Genomic DNA, 21,574 nt, shown 5'->3' with positions numbered 1-21,574 from the left:
AAGAATTGAAACAGTATATCGCAAAATGGTGCTCGAGCGAGTGGGAGATTGCCTCACTCGAGCGGCAGAAGCTTCTACTCGAGCGAGCGGGTGCATCACTCGAGCGGTAGTGACAATTTTAAAGGTTGGTGCTCGAACTCAGAGAGGTGGCGCTCGACCTGGCCATCCTCTCGCTCGACTTAGGAGTGCTGGTGCTCGAGCGAGTGGGAGATTGCCTCACTCGAGCGGCAGAAGCTTCTACTCGAGCGAGCGGGTGCATCACTCGAGCGGTAGTGACAATTTTAAAGGTTGGTGCTCGAACTCAGAGAGGTGGCGCTCGACCTGGCCATCCTCTCGCTCGACTTAGGAGTGCTGGTGCTCGAGCGAGTGGGAGATTGCATCACTCGAGCGGCAAAAGCTTCTACTCGAGCGAGCGGGTGCCCCACTCGAGCGGTAGTGACAATTTTGAAGGTTGGTGCTCGAACTCAGAGAGGTGGCGCTCGACTTGGCCATCCTCTCGCTCGACTTAGGAGTGCTTGTGCTCGAGCGAGTGGGAGATTGCATCACTCGAGCGGCAGAAGCTTCTACTCGAGCGAGCGGGTGCATCACTCGAGCGGTAGTGACAATTTTGAAGGTTGGTGCTCGAACTCAGAGAGGTGGCGCTCGACCTGGCCATCCTCTCGCTCGAGTTAGGAGTGCTGGTGCTCGAACGAGCGGGAGGATGCCCCACTCGAGCGACAGAGTAGTCCAAATCGAGCGACAGCGTCACCAACTTAGGAGAAAGCACCACCAAACGCCGAATCCAAAAACAAAAAGCCTTCCTCAGTTGAGGAGGCTTTTCCAAGTCCTTTATAAATAAACGCCAATTCCCGGCCCAAACGGGATTCCCAGGAATACAAATGCCAACAGTAACAAAATCCATACCGTAAGAAACGCGAGGCTGTATGGCAGCATTAAAGCCATTAATGTTCCTAAACCTGCTTTTTTATCGTATTCCTGCATAAAAGCTAGGACAATAATAAAATAAGGGTTCATCGGCGTAATAACACTGGTTGATGAATCAGCAACCCGGTAAGCTGCCTGAATGAAGGCTGGGTGGTAACCTAGAAAATAAAACATCTGTAGGAAAACAGGTGCTTCTATTGCCCATAGAGCTGATCCGCTAAAAATAAGTAAATTCAAAAGAGCGGTCAACAAGATAAATGCAATAACAATACCAAGTCCTGTCATGTCGGCAGATTCTAGAAATGCCGCCCCGCTCACGGCAAGCCATGAGCCGATATTTGTCCATTCGAAATACGCAATAAATTGTGCCACTGCAAAAACTAGCACGATAAAGCCGGACATATCCTTGATTGCCTCGCCCATCATTTTAGCAATGGAGCGGGAGTTTTCAATTTTTTTCGTGGTGATCCCGTAGGCCACGGCGGTGCTAACAAAAAACAGCATAATAATTGGCACAATCCCATCTAGAAATGGTGAAGGGATCATCCCACCATCTTCACTTCGGAGTGGTGAAGATGGTAAAAAGAGAACAAGTAACAAGAGACTAATATAACCGATCGCTGCAATCGCGGCATTTCGTAATGCCCGCTTTTCAATTGGTTTTGTAGGCTCAAATTCTTTATCTACATTTCCTTGGTATTTTCCGAGTCGTGGTTCCACGATTTTTTCCGTAATCAATGCGCCTGTTACGGTTAATAAAAGGGTGGAAGCAATCATGAAAAAATAGTTATCAACCGGTGTAACGGTCACATTCGTGTTTAATGCTCCCATTACTTCTGCTGAGATACCGGATAGTACCGCATCTGTATTGGTCACGATGATATTAGCGGTAAACCCCGAACCGACTCCGGCAAAACCTGCAGCAAGCCCTGCCAACGGGTGACGCCCTACATTGTAAAACACCATTGCAGCAAGTGGCGGAACGATAATAAAAGCCGCATCAGCAGCAAGATTCCCCAAGATCCCTGTAAAAATAACAGCATAGGTTACAAGTTGCTTCGGTGCCTGTAGAATTGTATTTTTGATAAACGTCTCCAATAAACCAACTTTATTTGCCAGTCCTATCCCCAACATCATGGTGAGCACGATTCCGAGTGGCGTGAACCCAACAAAGTTGTCGATCATGGATGTGAGCATATATTGCAGGCCTTCTGCTGAAACAAGACTGTTTATGGCAATCTCTTCATTCTCTCCTGGCTGAATAAAGGAAACACCAAACGAAGATATAATCCAGGATGCAATGATGACTATAACGGCTAAAACGATGAAAAGCATAAACGGATCCGGAAGTTTATTCCCGACCTTTTCAATTCCGTTTAAAAACTTGGTAAGCTTTGTATTTTTTGCCGTATCGGTTTGTGTGGTCATGAGGCTATCACCCTTTTCATGTCGTAGATGAATTAATCCTATCAAAATAGTAAAGTTTGAGCAAGAATGGTGTTTAGTAGGTGTGTGTATAGCTGTGTGACGTGGGATTAGTGGAGAAATTAATATTCATAAGGCTTTATCTCATCGTGTAAATTTAATAGATATTGCAGGTTACAACAAGAAACCAACTTCTAGTCCAAATAAAGCCCAGGAGAAGATTTTATCGTTTTTAGGCGAGTAATATTGTACAAGTTGTTCTTTGAAAACTGGATATATAGGGTTGTGACAAGAAAAAGGCTTTGTCACGTAAAATATCCAAGCATTGATTTGCTATAACGTAAGGCTGTTGCTTCGCGCATAGCTAAACTTGCAATGATGTTTTCCATTTCTGTTTTAGATCCATATATGCATCTGGATTCGTTATACGGGCAACAGTTTGCATATCGGTTAAAAATGATTCTTCAGGCAGAAGGAATGCGCTTGTGAACTGATTGGCTTCATTCTCAATCTCCTTATGTTCCTTTTTATCCAAACTGGTAAATTCAACTAGGTAATGAAGCAACAGGTGGCCGAGTTCATGTGCAATATCAAAATTTCTCCGTACCGCTGATTGTTTCAAGTTCCCTAAAATGATATACGGTCGCTCCTGTTTCGTCCACAAACTGTAAGCATCAATTTCCTCACCGATTGCCTTTTCAAAAATAAACACACCACTTTTTTCGACTAAAAACATAAGCTCATCATTTGTATCATTATGAAAGTTTAATTCCCGACGTGCTAGCTTTGCTACTTCCTTTATTTGCGTTTCTCTATTTTTATTAGAAGTATTTAGGTAATTAATTACTTCATTTCTTAGTTGAATAATTTTTTGTGTAGGATAAGCAACTTTAGCCGTTACATAGTTAACAAAGCTATCTAGAAACGCTATATGCTTAGCTTCCGCTTGGGTTTTAGAGATAACATTCATTACTTTTGAACGATATGCAATGTTCATTACTGGTATATTTTCTGTGTTAAATATCGATGAAGTACGTCTTTTTTATAAAAATATTTGGCTTTCACTTGAAAGATAGATTTTAGTTCATTAACAATTTCCATTTTGGGTGATGTATAATTATTTTCGTATTGCCAAATCGCCTGTTCTGTTATACCTAACTTCTCAGAGAGTTGTTTTCGCGAAAGCCCTTTCATGATGCGAAGGTTAGTTAAGTTTTCACCAATAAACATAACGCTCCCCCCCTTATCTAAAATAGAAAGTTTATTTATTTTCTTCATCTGGCCGAGAATAAATTATTTTGCTAACGAGCAAACAAGTATAAGTCAATTTGTTTTTTCATAGAAAGGCCTTTAAAGTTGTCTGTTTCTCTATCATAAGGTTTTGAATGATGAAGTGGCAAGTTTAGATGCTACTAAAGTTTATAACATGGTATAATCATAGACAAATAAGTGCCTAAGGAGCGATTATGTGATGCAAAATGAAACAGACATCTTAATCTATCAAACAGAAGATGGAAATACAAAAATAGATGTTCGTTTAGAAAATGAAACAGTTTGGATGACACAAAAGGCCATTGCGGAGTTGTTTCAAAAGGGAGTAAATACGATTAACGAGCATATTAAAAATATATATGCAGAAGGTGAACTTCATGAATCGGCATCTATTCGGAAAAACCGAATAGTTCAAACGGAAGGCAAAAGAGAGATTGAACGCGAAGTGTCATTTTACAACCTCGAAATGATTATCGCAATCGGCTACCGAGTTCGTTCTCACCGGGGTACACAGTTTCGTCAGTGGGCTACCGACCGTTTGAATGAATATCTTATTAAAGGGTTTACAATGGATGATAACCGTTTGAAAGAAATGAGGAACTTCGGACAAGATTACTTCGACGAATTACTTGAGCGAATTCGTGATATTCGCGCATCAGAGAAGCGGTTCTATCAAAAGATTACTGGCATATATGCGACTGCCGTAGACTATGATTCAAAAGCAGAAATCACTGGGGATTTTTTTGCTACTGTTCAAAATAAACTTCACTTCGCAATACATGGTCAAACCGCTGCTGAGCTTATAGCAGATAGAGCAAATGCAGAAGATAAAAATATGGGACTCACATCTTGGAAGGGTGATAAACTACGTAAAAGCGATGTAACTACCGCCAAAAATTACCTAACTGAAAAGGAACTAAGGTCTCTCAATCGTATTGTTACAAGGTATTTAGACTATGCAGAAGATCAAGCAGAACGAAAAAGGCCAATGTATATGAAAGACTGGAAGGAAAGAATTGATGCGTTCTTAGATTTCGATGAACGTGAAATCCTTCGTAATCCTGGAAAGGTTTCGAAATCTGTTGCTGAGAAGATAGCCATTCAGGATTATGAAACATTTAATCAACATCGAATAGAGAAAAATACAGATGATGGTGATTTTGAGAGATATATCAAAAATAATAATTTAAAGAAATAATTTTCACCTATGAAGCCCGCAGAATTATGAAAAAGGTTTTGCTTGGGCCAGGCACCAGAATCTGATGCGATCAATGAAGGGGGCAAACATATTTGCCTAGCCCAGCAATTTTCATTCTCTCCCATCACCCCACACCTTCACTTTTTCACGAAGCTGCTGCTTTTGTTGCTGGAATTGCTTTACGCGATGTACATTTGCTCCGGACGGATGGGGGAAACCAGTTAAATAAGTATGATTGGGCAGCTTCCGTTCTTCGGCTAGCTTGAAGATTAGCTGTTCAACCACCTTCCCAAGTGGAATCACCAGTGCAGGTGGAGCCTTGATTTGTGTTAATTCTTTTGGGAATTTGCTGCAGACGTAACGCTGTAATAAAAGTGAACGATCTATAGGCGGATGGTGTCTGGTATAGTGTATAAGCTCTGCAGTTGTAAAGGGTGTATTCTTCGTCATTGGATAAAATAAATCTATATAAAAAGTCACTGCGCTACCAGTAAGGGACCGCAGTGACTTTCAAACATTCTTCGTATTAGGTTAAGCTTGGTTCTTTCACTTGATTTCGGATGAGGTAATCGAATGAACTTAGAGCTGCATTTGCGCCGGATCCCATAGAAATAATGATCTGTTTGTTCGGATCATCGGTACAGTCTCCTGCAGCAAACACGCCAGGCACGTTTGTTGCGCCATTTTTATCGACAATGATCTCACCGAATTTGTTTCGTTCAACGGTGTCGCCTAACCAACTTGTATTTGGCAGAAGGCCGATCTGGACAAATACGCCTTGTAATTCAATATGGTGTTCTGTTCCTGTATCACGCTCTGTATAAGTGATACCATTTACGTTGTCTTTTCCGGTAATTTCTTTTGTCTGTGCATTTGTCAGGACAGTGACATTCGGTAGACTGAAAAGGCGGTCCTGCAGTACAGAGTCAGCTTTTAACTCTGACGCAAATTCAAGAACGGTTACATGCTTTACAATTCCTGCAAGGTCAATTGCTGCCTCAATACCTGAATTTCCTCCACCAATAACAGAGACGTCTTTTCCTTCAAACAACGGTCCATCACAGTGCGGACAGTATGCTACACCTTTATTCCTGAATTCTTCCTCACCAGGAACGCCAATTTGACGCCAACGAGCACCTGTTGAAAGGATAACGGATTTTCCTTTTAGAACGGCACCGTTTTCCAGTTCAATTTCGACCATATCCTTTTTCTCTATACGCTTGGCGCGCTGCAAGTTCATCACGTCAATGTCATAGTCTTTCACATGTTCCTCAAGGCTTGCTACGAATTTAGGGCCTTCGGTACGCTTGACACTGATAAAGTTTTCAATACCTGCTGTGTCGTTGACTTGACCGCCGAAGCGCTCAGCAACAATGCCTGTACGAATGCCTTTACGAGCTGCATAGATTGCAGCACTTGCGCTCGCTGGTCCGCCTCCGATAACGAGTACATCATACGGATCTTTATCTTTAAACTCGGAAGCATCTGGTCCACTGCCCATCTTGGCAAGGATTTCTTCTGTTGTCATTCGGCCGCCGCCAAATGATTCCCCATTCAGGAACACAGTCGGTACTGCCATGATGTTTTTGCTTTCTGCCTCTTCTTTAAATGCCGCACCGTCAATCATTGTATGTGAAATGTTAGGGTTTAAAACACTCATGATATTCAGTGCCTGTACAACTTCCGGACAGTTCTGGCAAGTCAGGCTGATATAAGATTCAAAGTGATGTTTACCTTCCAGGTTTTTAATTTGGTCGATTAACTTCTGGTCAACTTTAGGCGGTCTACCACTTACTTGCAAGAGAGCCAATACTAATGAAGTGAATTCATGTCCAAGCGGGATACCAGCAAAAGTTACTCCAGTGTCTTCTCCGACTCGATTTACACTAAAGCTCGGTGTTCTTTCAAGCTCAGTAGTCTCCACCTTAATTTTAGATGACATGCTAGCTAGCTCATCTACTAGTTCCGTCATGTCACGGGAAACATCGTCAGACCCAGCACTTACTTTGAGTAGCACATCGCCTTCCATCATTTGAAGATATTGCTCTAATTGTGCCTTCAATTCTTTATCTAGCATGATTGATTCACTCCTTAAATTTTACCTACAAGATCAAGGCTTGGTTTAAGTGTTTCGGAACCTTCTTCCCAATTTGCTGGGCAAACTTCGCCTGGGTTCTCGCGTACATACTGTGCCGCTTTAACCTTGCCGACAAGTGTACTTGCATCACGGCCGATGCCGTCTGCATTAATCTCAGCTGCTTGTATAACACCATCCGGATCAATGATGAATGTACCGCGTTGTGCAAGACCTGCTTCTTCATCCAGTACATCGAAATTACGGGTAATTGTTTGTGAAGGGTCACCGATCATAATATATTCGAGAGTGCTAATAGCATCTGAGTGATCGTGCCATGCCTTATGGACGAAATGTGTATCTGTTGAAACGGAATACACTTCAACGCCAAGGTCTTTCAGGGTTGCGTATTGTTTTTGAAGATCTTCAAGTTCAGTAGGACACACGAATGAAAAGTCTGCAGGGTAAAAGCAAACGATATTCCACTGTCCTTTTAAGTATTCGTCGGTAATCTCGATAAACTCACCGTTACCGCTATTGTAAGCTTGTGCTTTAAATGGTTGTAATTCTTTTCCAATTTGAGACATAATTAATCTTCCTCCTAAGTGGTTTTTTAGAACTTATACATAATTAGTTTGACCATACCGTCTCCACTTATAACACTTTACGTTTTGTGGCTAATTATAATAATTCTAATCCAATACTAATAATCACATGGAATATGATTATTGTCAAGAATAGCTGTTTCATTTTGTTTTGTTTTTGAAAAGTTGTTATGACATGCTTGATCAAATGTTACATTGGTAAATTTTAAAAAAGGATTAAAGGGTACGTTTAATTCTCAATTACTATTTATATTATCAATTAGTCATTATCTTTGAAATATAAAGTATAATCAGAATTGTGATTTATAAACCGATGGAGGTCACTAGGGGATTCCTGAAGATGGTAGTGTTGCAACCAGACGGACAGAACAATTACAGAGGAAGACAGACTTGCTATGTGGAGCAATTCGAAAAATGTAACCCAATAGCCCGACATGTGTGAATTTCCTTATATAGGAATTCCAAATCCCATCTAACAACTGACGTATGTATAATTATGCGAATTTCTTTATCTTAGCATATTTTATAAGCTGCTTTCTACTATTTTACACAAAGACTTGCACTTTAGAGTATAAGGGTTTTTAGAAAACTTGGCTTATCGCCAATCGTTTTATGGCGATAGACTTAGTTGCACTGATGCAGTAAGAATTAGCTGCCTAACAAAGCAGAGAACCTATACAGCCCATTGTTAGCATTGAACGTGGTAAAAAATAATACTACAAGCCTAATGAAGTTGCAAAAAGATTAGGATTAAGTGAACAAACTATTCGTCGCATGTGTGAAAATGAAAAGTTTGATCTTTAATTATAATCATCCTCCAAAGGTCTTTTTTAGATACAGAGAAATACAATGGTGGGAAATGAATTACCTAGAAATTATATTGCTCTGAGTCTGACTTTGCAGTAAAATGGCAACCACATAATTTCTAAGGGAAATTCTATTATGATGGTACTTCTTTTTAAGATTCGATGGATATACGTAACAGAAGCTGACTCAAAATTATTGGAATGATCTTCTTGAAAAACAGGGCTTGTTCAGCGCAGCAGGGTAATGGAAGAAAAGATAATCAAACGTAAAGAATAACAAGGGGTGTTAACAATGAAAAGTTATATTATTTTTGCCATTAGTTTTGTATTACTATTTTCACTATTCCAAGTTTTATCCGGAATTATTCTTACAATTACATATACTCCAGATATAGAAGAGGTCTGGAATATGAGCGCTAATTTACCTGACGAAGTTGTTATGCAAGGAAGTTCAAGTAGCTCCTTTTTTTATACATTATTTATTGCTTTTCTTTCTGCCACAATTGCTTATTTTATTCCAAAAAAATTCACAAAACACAGCAACAGTATTAAATAAATTAATTCACTATAATGATGCGTATAAACAGGAGGGAGAAGTATATGGAGCCGATTGCTTTAAAAAGAATGAGAACGAATCAAATAGTTATTACAAATGGTCTGGTACTACTATTTCTAATACTCTTCTTCTTTATCATTCTTATTTTTGATGTATCACTTTCCGTTCTATTTCTGTTTCTTGGGGTTTTTCTACTGTTGCAAGCAGTTATAGGTTTGTTAAAGGGGGAATCCACAAAAAGATTCATCTCTATTTTTGAACAGGTAGCAATCTATGAAAAACAGAAAATGGGAAAAGAATGGCGCAAACAGCGGAAAACGGGCTATATTTGGAATTTTATCTTAAGTGCTTTCATGTTCTTGCAATATTATTTACATTGGAATTCGGAAGATGTTGTATTTCAATTAGATTATATTTTCATGTTTACTGTTGCCATAACTGCTATTATTGTAGTTAACATCAGTCTTCTCCTGCACTTCAGGAAAGTTGATAAGGCTACCTCAGAGTCCGATTTGAAAGGCTACACATGGAAGACATATTTTCTATCTATCGTTATAGGGGTCGTGCTCGGATTTTTATTATTTTTCTTCCTTCTGGTTTATATAATTTCAACTATTTAATACAAATACGAGCTTCGTGAACCTGGGGAGAAGGACAATTATCCAATCCGTTTATATAGAAGTGTAATTCCTCAATGAATGAAAGATTATGTCTATTCCATATTTACAAACGGCAATGGATAATCAAGTTCGCCTTTAATCCGTTTGATGTTAACATTGTTACCCCGAAGCCACTTGGAAAAGTCGAAAATTACCGGTTTCCGATCTGGACCGATTACGAACCATGCTTTCAATTCTTTTGGAAAGTAAGTTGACGTGTGAATCGTCCCGGATGCTGCATCGTATTTATTTGAAAAAACGCCGTAATCAGGATCGTTCATCACTTTGAAAGCTTCATAAGGGTTCGTAGCATGCTGTTGTTGCTTTTGTATGTTTTTTTCCCGATGACGTGTTTCATCCTGACGGTAACGATTTTCCGCGTCCAGCAAATGAAAATGGTTCGTACATACATTGGATTTCCGTACTTCGACTTTTCTTGGAGAAGCTTCAACTACATAGGATTCTCCAGTGGGATCTAAAAGAACATAACTAAAGGAATGTCTGTGTGGAATTTCTTTAAGTAAGGAAATTGCCTCACTCGCGCTGCTGCAAGTCTCTAAAATGAGGCGACCAATCATATTGCACAGAAACCCATCTCCTGATTTTTTGCTATGCGTGAAATTATACCCCATCACAAGGCCTTTTTCGTTCATTCCATCAATTCGCCCAGTGATTTGCATGGACGGTCCGATAAATGCATATCCTTGATCTGTCGGCTCAAATAGCATATAACGTCCTTCGTATCCTTTAGGGTGACTATCGTAATTACGGACCATGAAATTAGAGTCGGCAAAAATGGAACATCCGCTCCGGGTATATTCCAGGTAATAACCACCAAATAAACGAAACGCCTCTTCCATATCCATATTAAGTGCATCGGCAAGTCCACGGATTTCATTTAGTATCGCTGGCGCAAATTTTGTCATGATCTTTTTATACTTCTCGGGATCGATTAAAAAGTGCCGGTCTTTCTTTGGACCCCATTGATTTTCACGGTTAGGTAAAATAGGCGAATCTCTTAAAAGCTCACCTTGAAAATAACCGAACTCATAATGGGTACCTCGATATTGGATGACATCACTGTAAAATTGTTTCATTCTATTCATTCCTCTTTTGGCAGATAAGAAAGTATAAAATACTTTCTTACTGCATAAGTGCGGGCTTTGGTTGTCACCCAAAAGCTTGGTGACAATCAAGTTTTCTAAATTTCGCTATTGTCAGTGTGTTTCATGTTGCGTGAAGGCCATTATAGCACCTTTCAGCTCTTCTGTGGAAAGAAAACTGCTCCATTTGCCATCTTTTAAAAAACCAACCATTATCACTTGAAGATTATCGAAGATTTTGTTACTATAATTACATTGAATATTAACCAATAAAGGCCATGTGTAACTGGCGAACGCGGAATAACCGCGAGGGAGCACATGGTATCAATAGTCGTTCGCCTGGGCAGAGGTAAGGGGTGTATATTCCCCTTGCCTCTTTGCGTTATTAGGGGGGCGATGAGTTGGGAATCAAACGTATTTTACATGTAAAAATAGAATAGAAAAAAGCTATGATTGTTGTGGGTAACACTATAACAGGAGCAGCTTCTGGAGAGGATGCAAGCACATTGCAACGCCGACGGGTTCACAATCTCAGGCAAAAGGACAGAAGAATAACAAATGTGTATTTGTTATATCTTTTAATGCTGATGAGATTGGAGCCCTGGGGCCCAGTCTCTTTTTTTATAGCTGTTGTAGTCAGTAAGATTTAAATTAAGGCTTTTTTCATAAGTATTGTTGGTTATACATCTTCGGAGTTGATATAAAAAGACGACGTAACTACTATTTGTATAAGTAGTTGCTATAATCGCCGTTCGGGATCGTTCCGGGCGGATGCTTTCCGCCGGCACGGCCTTGCCCTGGCAAAGGGTATGTCGACGTTGTTCGCAAAGAACGGTATTAGTCGACCTTCCTTGGAATATTGCTGTGGGGCCTTCGGACACGTGCTATTCGCGCAGGAGCCACCGCCCTTCGCTCAACCGAACTGATGAGATGGTTCTATATTTTGTAAACGGAACACCCAGCGGAGGAAACACATGAAGACTCCTGGTCGGCTAAGAGTGGTCACGTCCTGGGGCTGCGCGTAAATGCTCGCCCCACCGCAAACCATTGTGACCAACGCCGACACTTGAACGTCCTGTTCGGCGCGGGAGGAAAGGCCTAGGTGAGACCCCGGAGTGCGTTAGCACGAGGAGGCTCACCAGCCGCCCGCGGAAAGCGAAATGTGTTTCCGGAGCGAATCCTTGCTCTCAACCAGCGTTTGCAAAGGAATTGTCACTGCTTCGTCTTTTATATCCTTTGTGTCAAAACAACAATCTTTTAGAAAACAGCCTAAAATAAAGGATGTGATGATGTGAAAAGAGTGTTTAATTTCTCTGCGGGGCCATCTATGCTTCCGCTTGAAGTATTAGAGAAGGCTCAAGAAGAGTTAGTGAATTATAGAAATTCAGGAATGTCTGTGATGGAATTAAGTCACCGGTCAGGTTTGTTTATGGATATTATTACAGAAGCAGAACAGTTGCTGCGCGAATTAATGGGGATTCCAAAAGAGTATAAAGTACTTTTCCTTCAAGGAGGGGCATCGCAGCAATTTGCTATGATACCGATGAATCTGCTGACTAAAAGTGGAAAAGCGGACTACGTTAATACCGGATCCTGGTCACAGAAAGCGATTAAAGAAGCGAAGAAATTCGGTGATATTCGTGTCATTGCATCATCAGAAGAAGCGAACTTCACCTCTATTCCTGATGTCGACAGAACCATGATTGACAGGCAAGCGGATTATGTGCATATCACAACAAATAACACAATTGAAGGAACCACCTACGCAAAGATTCCGGATACAGGTGATGTACCACTTGTAGCAGATATGTCTTCCAATATATTATCTGAGGAAATCGATGTTTCGAAATTTGGTTTGATTTATGCTGGAGCTCAGAAGAATATCGCTCCCGCTGGCTTGACACTTGTTATTATTCGAGAAGATTTAATTGGCCATGCACCCGAAAATTGCCCCGCTATGCTTAACTATAAAACGCATAGTGAAAGTGGCTCACTGTATAATACGCCGCCTACATATGGGGTATATATGGCGAAGCTCGTATTTGAATGGTTAAAGGAACGTGGGGGCTTGCGGGAAATGGAAAAAATAAATAGGGAAAAAGCAAACCTTTTATATGATGCGCTTGAGGAATCTAACCTATTTCAATCACCAGTACGAAAAGATAGCCGTTCATTGATGAATATTCCTTTTCTTTCCAATTCTGCTGATGTAGATGCAGCTTTTATCAAGGAAGCACAAGCGAGAGGACTTGAGACATTAAAAGGCCATCGTTCTGTTGGGGGCATGCGTGCTAGCATTTATAATGCCATGCCAGTAGAAGGTGTTCAGGAGTTGGTTACATTTATAAAAGATTTTGAAAATAAACATAGATAGAAAAGAGGAGAAAGAATGAGCACATTAACGCTAGACAAAGTGAAAACGATCAAAACGTTAAATCATATTGCAGAAAGTGGGCTAGCTGTATTTAAAAAAGATGATTACACGATTGACAATGACAGTGACCATCCAGATGCGATTGTGGTTCGTAGTTTTAATATGCATGAGATGGAAATCCATGAAAATGTAAAGGCAATTGCACGTGCTGGAGCAGGTGTGAATAATATTCCGGTCGATACATGCACGGAACGGGGTATTGCAGTTTTTAATACGCCTGGTGCCAATGCAAATGCTGTCAAGGAACTCGTCATAACGTCATTAATGGCATCATCACGTAATTTATTTTCCGGCGTAGAATGGGTGAAAACATTACAAGGGGAAGGAGACCAAGTTCCAAATCTTGTAGAAGCAGGGAAGAAACAATTAGTAGGAAGCGAAATAAAAGGGAAAAAATTAGGTGTCATTGGTCTTGGTGCTGTTGGTGCGCTTGTAGCAAACGATGCGCTTGACCTGGATATGGATGTTATTGGATTTGATCCATTTATTTCTATAAATACAGCTTGGGAGCTGTCTCGTAACATCGAGCGGGCCATGTCGATGGAAGAGGTTTTTGCAGAGGCTGATTATATTACCGTACATGTTCCTTTAACGGATGATACGAGGGGTATGTTCCATGCGGAAACGTTTAAATTAATGAAACCTGGCGTTCATATTTTCAATTTTTCTAGAGATGGGCTTATCCATGAACAAGATATGGCCGAGGCTTTAGAAAGTGAGCGTGTTGGTAAATATATTACTGATTTTCCGAATGAGAATGTGTTGAATATGAAAAATACAGTTCCAATTCCGCATCTCGGTGCCTCCACGAAAGAATCGGAGGAAAATTGTGCGATTATGGCAACGCGCCAAGTAAAGGAATTTCTTGAAACGGGGAACATCAAAAATGCTGTGAATTTTCCGGATGCTTCTATTCCTTACACAGGGAAACGCCGGGTGACCGTTTTCCATTACAATGTTCCACATATGGTTGGACAAATTACGACTGCGATCTCGAATAACAACTTGAATATCGCGGATATGATTAACAGAAGCCGTGGAGATTACGCGTATACGATGGTTGATATTGAAAATGAAATAGATGAAGCGGTTGTTTCTAGCTTGGAGGAAGAAATTAAGCGGACCCGAGATATTGTTACTGTAAGAGTTATATAGATCTTACGTTAATGCTGAGCCCAATGCTTATTAGATAAGCATTGGGTTTACATAGTCCACAGCCCGTCATTCACATGTTATAAATCATGTTTAGCCGGTGTTTAATATGACCTACACCAATTTTGGCTTCCATGAAATCCTCTTCCTTTAGACTTTGTTGCAGACCAAGGATTTCTAATTCAATTTGTTTATAATCCTCAAGTTCCCCTAAAAGTTGTAATTTCCATTTACGGCTATCATACAGCTCTTGAAAATCATGAATATCAGAAATAGCTTTATCCCATTCTTCTTGGTCGATTTGATCTTCAATCTCCGTAACGGAACGAATTAATAAATCATCTTTTTCAGTTTTAAGTAAATCACAACCAGTACTTGTAATTAATAATAGGAGTAAGGCCATAATGAATTTGAATGGCATTTTAACATCCCGCCTTTTAAGTATTTTCTTCAATTGAGTATGGGTTACCATAAGTTTGCCCAATAATGTATAAATAGTACATATTTTAATGATAGTAGAGGGAGAAAACCATGGCCGAATCCGTATATGTTTTAATAAGAGGCTTATCCGCATTCGTATTAATGTTTGTTTTAACAAGAATGATGGGAAAAAGGCACATTACCCAACTTACCTATTATGATTATATTGTAGGAATTAGTATTGGTAGTATTGCTGCAAAAATGACATTTGATCCGCATGTTAGAATGTCTAATTTTATTTTGGCGATGCTTATCTGGACAATTATCCCGATCATTCTTTCTAAACTGGAATTAAAATCGAATCGTTTCCGGGATCTTATGGAAGGTGATTCCGTTACCCTAATAAAGAATGGAAAAATTCTTGAAGAAAATTTAAAAAAGGAAACCTTAACAGTTGATGAATTGATGGTCCTTCTTAGAAGACAAGGTTTTTTTAAGATTTCCGATATAGAGTCAGCAATCTTGGAAAAAGACGGAGAACTTTCCGTAATGAAGAGGCGTGAGCTTGAGCCATTAACGCCAACAGATGTAGGTATGGATGTCCAAACAGAACGTCCTCCTTGCATTACGGTAGTAGATGGGAATTTATTAGAAAAAACAATGAATGACTATGGCTATACAAAAGAATGGCTGTTAGAAGAGGTCAAAAAGCAAGGCGCAACGGATTTCTCCGATGTTTTTTTGGCTCAAATCGATTCAATGGGAAATGTGTATGTGGACCTTTATGATGATAACATTAAAAGTTCAAAAATAAAGGACCAGCTATTACTAGCAGCAAATATCAAACAACTTCAGTCTAATTTAGTTAATTTCTCCTTGCAAACAGATAATAAAGAAGCCAAGAAAATGTATAACGAATATGCCAAACAGATGGATCAGCTGATGGAGGATATGTCTGTATATTTAAAAGAGTAATGATGACTTAATAAGCCGGTTTCAACAGGCTGAAAATGTTACGAACAGCTGAATATACAACTCCTCAAAAACAATCACATAACAGCAGGTTTCATTATCCTGCTGTTTTCCTCTTTTCTTAACTACTGAACCTAACCTAACCCAACCCAACCCAACCCAACCCAACCCAACCCAACCCAACCCAACCCAACCCAACCCAACCCAACCCAACCCAACCCAACCCAACCCAACCCAACCCAACCCTATTTAAATTGATACATAAACCGTTCCATATAGTACATAAATACTTGATTATAGTAGCCTGGGAAATAGCCGTTACTGGAATGTCCAGCGAAAGGAAAAAGTATTAAAGCTGAATGAGGGTTTCCATGTTCCTCATAGGTTTGATCGAATGCGATTGCAACGGACTGATCGACAACCCCGTCGTGTTTGCCGTGATAGATTAAAGCAGGTGGGCTGTCTTCTGTTACTAAAAGGGATGGATCCGTGAGCTCATCTGACCCTTCTATTTCAACAACTTCTGGCAATCCATTAGCAGGGTAAATGGGAATGATCCCTTTCACATTTAACGCTGGATTTAAGTAATCATAATCCCCATGTGCTAAACCTAGTCCAACTGCAGTTGCTAATTGCCCACCTGCAGAACCGCCGGAAATAAATACAGAATCTAAATTTGCACCATATTCCGTACGATGTTCAGCTAAATAGTCTGTAAACAGTCCGAGGTGGCGAACCATGTCATCAATGGTGAAACCAGCAACCATATTTTCGGGGACCTTGGAAAACTCAAAAAGCTTTTGTTCGTGACTCAGTCCATATTGAACGTCAAACACAACGTACCCCTGATTTGCAAAATATTTATTCACCTGAGCACCGTTCGAGGAACCTTTATCACCAGCCGTCCAGCCTCCCCCATGGATTCTCACCAATACAGCGTTGTTTCCTGGTAAATTACCTTGATCAGCAGGTGGCATATAGGCATCAAAATGAAGCAAAATTCCTTGGTCGACACCTACCGTCCCCTCGTAATAAAGAATATCTTCTTCAACCCTGTAAGCTCCCGATGCAGCTCCAAAGAAGTAATCGGCTAGTGAAAAAGATGTCTGTAAGAAGTGTTTTTGTTCCTCCTCAGGTATGAAGTCGTTTGGATCTGAATCAAATGCCTCTATATAAGCAGAATTAGCATTGTAATAAGTGAATGGTGTCGTTAACAATGGCAAACTTAAAATCGCCGAGAGCGTAATGCCACTAACAATCACAAAGAACTTAATCACTTTCGAACTGTTGGGGAAAATTTTTACGATGAGTATGCTTACCGTAAGAAAGATGATTCCGAAAAACAGGGAGTACTGTGGAAAGAAAATTTCAACCAGATCTCTACTTCTGCCAACCAATAACTGGTTAGAAAGGTAGATGCCCAGTAAGAGAATGATCAATAATAAACCCACGAGTATAAACTTCCACACCGTTTTTGAACGGCTGATCTTCTGCAAATGTTCGTTATCAGGTAAATATATTGGCCTTGCATGATAACGTAATTTTTGGATGGCTATAGCACCACCTAATAGGAGCAGGGAAAATATCAGGAAAATGGAAAGAAAACTACGTGACTGCATATTTGTTACATCAATAGAAACCGCTCTATTCATATTCGGAATGATAAGCATGCTAACGATGGTTAGAATTAAATAGATAAAGTCTACTGTATGTTGTTTACTTGCTGCTAAGGTCACGAGCACGTTTCCTAAAAAGGTTAATAAAAGAAGTGCTCCAAAAATATTCCACATGCTATGAGAGTTGGAAGTTGTTACATATATGATTCCAATTAAGATGGAGACCCCATTAGCGGTAACTAATCCAGCTTTGAACAAATGGAGTCGTCTATCATGCTTTGGGGAACGTACCATATCGATTTACTCCTTATTAATATGTTTCTAAGAACAACAATTATCGTTAATACAGTCTCATTTTTATTGCAGTTAACGCCGGAGCCAATTATGAATGCAATTTCACCAACAATGGGCTAAATTAATTTCACACTGCATGAAGTTCTATTTTATATTGCCTCTTCTTTTACATAAATACTCACAAATAGCTGCATTTATTTTAAATCAGGTAAAACGGTACAGCAAAAAAGAATTTACGTTAAATACAAAACAATGTACAAACTACAGGAGCTTCAATTCTTTTAAGCAAGAAATAAATGAGCTAATCTGAAAGGGCATTTTAAACGCCCTCCTTGCATAATATGTATAAATTGCGAGATAGGATGGAGGGAGTATTACGGATATATTAAATAAAGTAAAAAACCATCGGGAAGAAGAAGGACGCTTAAAGTGGGAAGGAACATTTGCGGATTTTATAGGAATTGTGAAGGAAAGGCCAGAAGTTGCCCAAACAGCCCATTCACGCGTTTATAATATGATTAAAAACTCCGGTTTAATTGAAAAAGATGGGAAAAAAATGTACTCATTCTTTGGGGACGACATATTTGGGCTTGAAGACGCAATTGAAAGACTTGTGGAGGAATACTTTCACCCTGCCGCAAGACGACTAGATGTCCGTAAGCGAATTTTATTATTAATGGGTCCTGTTAGTGGTGGTAAATCAACCATTGTAACCATGTTAAAACGTGGCCTTGAGCAATTTTCCAGAACAGATGAAGGGGCGGTTTATGCTATTAAGGGATGCCCGATGCATGAAGATCCGCTACATCTGATTCCTGAGCATTTGCGTGATGATTTTTACGAGGAATATGGGATTCGCATCGAGGGAAGTTTGTCACCGTTGAATGCAATGCGGCTTGAGCAGGAGTATGGGGGGCGTATTGAAGATGTAGAGGTCGAACGTATTTTCTTCTCTGAAGATAGGCGTGTTGGTATTGGTACGTTTACCCCGTCTGATCCAAAATCGCAGGATATCGCTGATTTAACGGGAAGTATTGACTTTTCGACGATTGCTGAATATGGTTCTGAATCGGATCCACGTGCCTACCGATTTGATGGTGAATTGAATAAGGCGAATCGCGGGATGATGGAGTTTCAGGAAATGCTTAAATGTGATGAGAAGTTTCTTTGGCATTTATTATCATTGACGCAAGAGGGTAATTTTAAGGCGGGCAGGTTTGCGCTTATTTCCGCTGATGAACTAATTGTAGCGCATACGAATGAGACAGAGTATCGTTCGTTTATTGCAAATAAGAAGAATGAAGCACTGCATTCCAGAATTATTGTGATGCCAATTCCTTATAACCTCAGGGTCAGTCAAGAAGAGCGCATTTATGAAAAAATGATCGGGGAAAGTGATATGGGTCATGTTCATATTGCGCCACATGCACTTAGGGCAGCTGCTATTTTCTCCATTTTGACCAGGTTGGAGAATTCCAAGAAGCAAGGAATTGATAACGTCAAGAAAATGCGAATGTATGACGGGGAAAATATAGAAGAATTTAACCAGGTTGATGTAGAAGAATTAAAGAATGAATTCCCTGATGAAGGGATGAATGGGATTGATCCGCGTTATGTCATTAACAGGATTTCATCGACGATTATTAGTAAAGATATTCCTTCGATCAATGCCCTAGATGTATTACGTTCATTAAAAGATGGACTGGAGCAACATCCATCTATTTCACAGGAAGATAAGGAAAATTATATGAACTATATTTCTGTGGCACGAAAAGAGTATGATGAAATTGCGAAGAAAGAAGTTCAAAAAGCATTCGTGTATTCGTATGAGGAGTCAGCAAAAACGTTAATGGATAACTACCTTGATAATGTTGAAGCTTATTGTAATAAGAACAAATTAAAAGACCCATTAACCGGTGAGGAACTGAACCCAGACGAAAAATTGATGCGTTCGATTGAGGAGCAAATCGGGATCTCGGAAAATGCCAAGAAGGCTTTTAGAGAAGAAATTCTTATTCGTATTTCCGCCTATGCTAGAAAAGGTAAGCGTTTTGATTATAATTCGCACGAGCGCTTGCGAGAAGCAATCCAAAGTAAACTATTTGCAGATTTAAAAGATGTTGTGAAGATCACCACAACATCCAAAACACCAGACGAGTCTCAGCTTAAGAAGGTAAATGAAGTGATTGCCCGCTTAATTGATGAATATGGGTATAACTCTATTTCGGCCAACGAATTATTGCGCTATGTTGGAAGTTTACTCAATCGCTAAAAAAATAACAAGGCTAATTCGTTAGCCTTGTTATTTTAATATCTTAAATTAGGGGTAATTACTCTTTGCAGCTTGCATAGTATAAAGAAAAAGATAAAGGTGGGGATGGAATGCAGGATAAGGAAGAAAGTAGAAATTTTGTTGTCTCCAAGGAAAACTGGTCCCTCCATCGTAAAGGTTACCAAGATCAACAGCGTCATTCAGATAAAGTAAAGGATGCTATCAAAAATAATTTACCCGATTTAGTTAGTGAAGAGAATATTATTATGTCAAACGGTCGCGATGTAATCAAAATTCCCATTCGATCACTCGATGAGTACAAAATTCGTTATAACTATGATAAATCTAAGCATGTTGGCCAAGGAAGTGGGGATAGTGAAGTAGGTGATGTCGTTGCTAGGGAACCAGATCAAAAAGGACAAAGCGGAGATGGAAGCGGCAAAGAAGCTGGCGATCAACCTGGTAGTGATTATTACGAGCAAGAGGTATCATTAGCTGAGTTAGAGAAAGTTCTATTTAATGAGTTGGAACTACCTAATTTACAGCAAAAAGAACAAGCAGAAATCACAACGGAACATATAGAATTTAATGATGTCCGCAAAAAGGGTCTAATGGGTAATATTGATAAAAAGCGAACAATTTTAAGCGCATTAAAAAGAAATGCAACAGATGGGAAAGCAAAAATAGCTCCCATTCATAATGATGATTTACGATTTAAAACGTGGAATGATGTGAGAAAACCTGAATCCAAAGCGGTTGTTCTTGCGATGATGGATACCAGTGCTTCCATGGGTAATTTTGAAAAATATATCGCCAGGAGCTTCTTTTTCTGGATGACAAAGTTCCTGCGATCCAAATACGAGACGGTGGAAATTGAATTTATTGCGCATCATACAGAAGCGAAAGTTGTAACGGAGGAAGCCTTTTTCTCAAAAGGAGAAAGCGGAGGAACAAGATGTTCATCGGCTTATTACAAAGCGCTCGAGCTAATTGATGAGAAGTATGATCCACTGCGCTATAATATCTATCCTTTTCACTTTTCAGATGGTGAGAATATAACATCTGATAATAAAAAATGTTTAAAGCTGGTTGATCAAATTATGGATGTTTCTAGCATGTTTGGCTATGGAGAGGTGAATGGATATAACCGTCCGTCCACCTTAATGGGCGCATATAAAGATATCGAAGATCCAAAATTCCGCCATTATATCCTGAAAGAAAAACAGGATGTCTACCATGCCATGAAGAGCTTTTTCAAGAAACAAGCTGCTACGGTTTAAAGATATTTATCAAAATAGGGAGTGCTTTTACCGCTATTCGTTGTGCGCTCAATCTTATAAACTGCTCGTTCTGTTGTGATGATAAACCTGGAACCGTTAAACTCATATAATGAATTATCTTGAATAGGAATTTCGTAGGTTGGAGTAGGAAGAGGTTGGAAGGTATTCGTTGTTGTTTCGGTTTCCCCTCTTCCATCCAGTAAAAGTACGTGCATTGGTTGATAATCATCAAGACGTTGATGGTTTGTGGCATAAGATATATTTTGTAACTCCATCACCGTTTGATCTCTGTCATCCAGTTCATGTTTTGTTATTTTAATCGTATAACCGTTCCACTGATGTATGAGTGTATTGAATTTGTCAATGGATATGAAATCGTCTTTCATGATAATCCCTCCTCCTACTTAAAGTTTCCATTACTTATGCAATCATACAGCGCTTTGAAATGGAAAAAATGGTAATCCATTCGTTTTGGTGGTACCCGCGCGCAACACTCGGGGCGTGCCTGTCAC

Annotated in this window: 18 protein-coding genes, 2 pseudogenes and 2 riboswitches; of the genes and pseudogenes, 10 read left to right on the top strand and 10 right to left on the bottom strand. The window is 39.7% G+C overall.

Translation table 11 applies throughout. The annotated features are described in order from the left end of the window. Nucleotides 1-828: 828 nt before the first annotated feature. Entirely contained in the window at nt 829-2,352 is a 1,524-nt protein-coding gene (locus tag OLD84_RS18705) for an AbgT family transporter (RefSeq protein WP_209463306.1), read from the bottom strand. A 364-nt stretch (nt 2,353-2,716) separates the two neighbouring features. Continuing rightward, nucleotides 2,717-3,579, bottom strand: a pseudogene (locus OLD84_RS18700) (spr1629 family repressor/antitoxin); the annotation flags it as partial. Nucleotides 3,580-3,820: 241 nt separating this feature from the next. Between OLD84_RS18700 and OLD84_RS18695 the strand changes: the two are divergent. Beyond that, on the top strand, nt 3,821-4,819 hold the full coding sequence (locus tag OLD84_RS18695; RefSeq protein WP_209463307.1) for a virulence RhuM family protein: 999 nt from the start codon (nt 3,821-3,823) through the stop codon (nt 4,817-4,819). 111 nt (nt 4,820-4,930) lie between these two features. Here OLD84_RS18695 and OLD84_RS18690 read toward each other — a convergent pair whose 3' ends face one another. From OLD84_RS18690 to ahpC, 3 genes are read right to left on the bottom strand one after another with little or no spacing between them, the layout of a single operon-like run. Beyond that, nucleotides 4,931-5,299 (bottom strand): hypothetical protein, encoded by a 369-nt coding sequence (locus OLD84_RS18690; protein ID WP_264917244.1) that lies wholly within the window; start codon nt 5,297-5,299, stop codon nt 4,931-4,933. Nucleotides 5,300-5,345: 46 nt separating this feature from the next. Continuing rightward, entirely contained in the window at nt 5,346-6,896 is a 1,551-nt protein-coding gene (gene ahpF / locus OLD84_RS18685; protein ID WP_245301581.1) for an alkyl hydroperoxide reductase subunit F, read from the bottom strand. 14 nt (nt 6,897-6,910) lie between these two features. Then, nucleotides 6,911-7,480: an alkyl hydroperoxide reductase subunit C gene (ahpC, locus tag OLD84_RS18680; RefSeq protein ID WP_209463309.1), complete on the bottom strand. Its 570-nt coding sequence runs from the start codon at nt 7,478-7,480 to the stop codon at nt 6,911-6,913. Nucleotides 7,481-8,224: 744 nt separating this feature from the next. On the opposite strand from ahpC, the pseudogene OLD84_RS19555 reads away from it, so the two are divergent. From OLD84_RS19555 to OLD84_RS18670, 3 genes and pseudogenes are all read left to right on the top strand, one after another. Continuing rightward, nucleotides 8,225-8,302: pseudogene (locus tag OLD84_RS19555) on the top strand (hypothetical protein); the annotation flags it as partial. Between the two features lie 294 nt (nt 8,303-8,596). After that, a complete protein-coding gene (locus OLD84_RS18675; RefSeq protein ID WP_209463310.1) occupies nt 8,597-8,860 on the top strand; it encodes a hypothetical protein in 264 nt (87 codons plus the stop codon). Between the two features lie 44 nt (nt 8,861-8,904). Further along, on the top strand, nt 8,905-9,480 hold the full coding sequence (locus tag OLD84_RS18670; protein WP_209463311.1) for a hypothetical protein: 576 nt from the start codon (nt 8,905-8,907) through the stop codon (nt 9,478-9,480). Between the two features lie 92 nt (nt 9,481-9,572). Here the strand turns inward: OLD84_RS18670 and OLD84_RS18665 are convergent, their stop codons facing one another. Continuing rightward, on the bottom strand, nt 9,573-10,616 hold the full coding sequence (locus OLD84_RS18665) for a C45 family autoproteolytic acyltransferase/hydrolase (RefSeq protein WP_209463312.1): 1,044 nt from the start codon (nt 10,614-10,616) through the stop codon (nt 9,573-9,575). Between the two features lie 278 nt (nt 10,617-10,894). Further along, nucleotides 10,895-10,974: riboswitch (ZMP/ZTP riboswitch) on the top strand. Nucleotides 10,975-11,098: 124 nt separating this feature from the next. Continuing rightward, nucleotides 11,099-11,179, top strand: a riboswitch (glycine riboswitch). 734 nt (nt 11,180-11,913) lie between these two features. On the opposite strand from OLD84_RS18665, the gene serC reads away from it, so the two are divergent. After that, entirely contained in the window at nt 11,914-12,996 is a 1,083-nt protein-coding gene (gene serC / locus OLD84_RS18660; protein WP_209463313.1) for a 3-phosphoserine/phosphohydroxythreonine transaminase, read from the top strand. Between the two features lie 15 nt (nt 12,997-13,011). Beyond that, nucleotides 13,012-14,211, top strand: a complete 1,200-nt coding sequence (locus OLD84_RS18655) for a phosphoglycerate dehydrogenase (protein WP_209463314.1) — start codon at nt 13,012-13,014, stop codon at nt 14,209-14,211. Nucleotides 14,212-14,281: 70 nt separating this feature from the next. Here OLD84_RS18655 and OLD84_RS18650 read toward each other — a convergent pair whose 3' ends face one another. Then, complete coding sequence (locus OLD84_RS18650) at nt 14,282-14,629, bottom strand: DUF4363 family protein (RefSeq protein ID WP_209463315.1); 348 nt, start codon at nt 14,627-14,629, stop codon at nt 14,282-14,284. Between the two features lie 110 nt (nt 14,630-14,739). Between OLD84_RS18650 and OLD84_RS18645 the strand changes: the two genes are divergently transcribed. After that, entirely contained in the window at nt 14,740-15,603 is an 864-nt protein-coding gene (locus tag OLD84_RS18645; protein ID WP_209463316.1) for a DUF421 domain-containing protein, read from the top strand. Nucleotides 15,604-15,624: 21 nt separating this feature from the next. On the opposite strand, the gene OLD84_RS18640 is transcribed toward OLD84_RS18645, so the two are convergent. Together OLD84_RS18640 and OLD84_RS18635 are read right to left on the bottom strand one after the other, a co-directional pair. After that, nucleotides 15,625-15,828: a hypothetical protein gene (locus OLD84_RS18640; RefSeq protein ID WP_264917243.1), complete on the bottom strand. Its 204-nt coding sequence runs from the start codon at nt 15,826-15,828 to the stop codon at nt 15,625-15,627. A gap of 17 nt (nt 15,829-15,845) precedes the next feature. After that, the gene (locus OLD84_RS18635; protein ID WP_209463317.1) at nt 15,846-17,510 is read right to left on the bottom strand and encodes an alpha/beta hydrolase; all 1,665 of its coding nucleotides are present in this window, start codon (nt 17,508-17,510) and stop codon (nt 15,846-15,848) included. On the opposite strand from OLD84_RS18635, the gene OLD84_RS18630 reads away from it, so the two are divergent. The 3 genes from OLD84_RS18630 to yhbH all read left to right on the top strand — a co-directional run bounded on the left by OLD84_RS18630 (nt 17,490) and on the right by yhbH (nt 21,062). Beyond that, nucleotides 17,490-17,630 carry a hypothetical protein gene (locus tag OLD84_RS18630; protein ID WP_209463318.1) on the top strand — a complete coding sequence of 47 codons (141 nt, stop codon included), beginning with the start codon at nt 17,490-17,492 and terminating at the stop codon, nt 17,628-17,630. The genes OLD84_RS18635 and OLD84_RS18630 overlap by 21 nt on opposite strands. Before the next feature lie 253 nt (nt 17,631-17,883). Further along, nucleotides 17,884-19,782 carry a PrkA family serine protein kinase gene (locus OLD84_RS18625; protein ID WP_209463412.1) on the top strand — a complete coding sequence of 633 codons (1,899 nt, stop codon included), beginning with the start codon at nt 17,884-17,886 and terminating at the stop codon, nt 19,780-19,782. A 110-nt stretch (nt 19,783-19,892) separates the two neighbouring features. Further along, nucleotides 19,893-21,062 (top strand): sporulation protein YhbH, encoded by a 1,170-nt coding sequence (yhbH, locus tag OLD84_RS18620; protein WP_209463319.1) that lies wholly within the window; start codon nt 19,893-19,895, stop codon nt 21,060-21,062. On the opposite strand, the gene OLD84_RS18615 is transcribed toward yhbH, so the two are convergent. After that, complete coding sequence (locus tag OLD84_RS18615) at nt 21,059-21,448, bottom strand: protein YmzB (protein ID WP_209463320.1); 390 nt, start codon at nt 21,446-21,448, stop codon at nt 21,059-21,061. The two genes, yhbH and OLD84_RS18615, sit on opposite strands and share 4 nt — an antisense overlap. Nucleotides 21,449-21,574: the final 126 nt, after the last annotated feature.

The organism is Virgibacillus natechei, assembly GCF_026013645.1.
GTDB lineage: Bacteria > Bacillota > Bacilli > Bacillales > Amphibacillaceae > Virgibacillus_L > Virgibacillus_L natechei.
The sequence above is the reverse complement of the archived record's forward strand: the minus strand, read 5'-3'. Positions and strand labels throughout refer to the sequence as shown.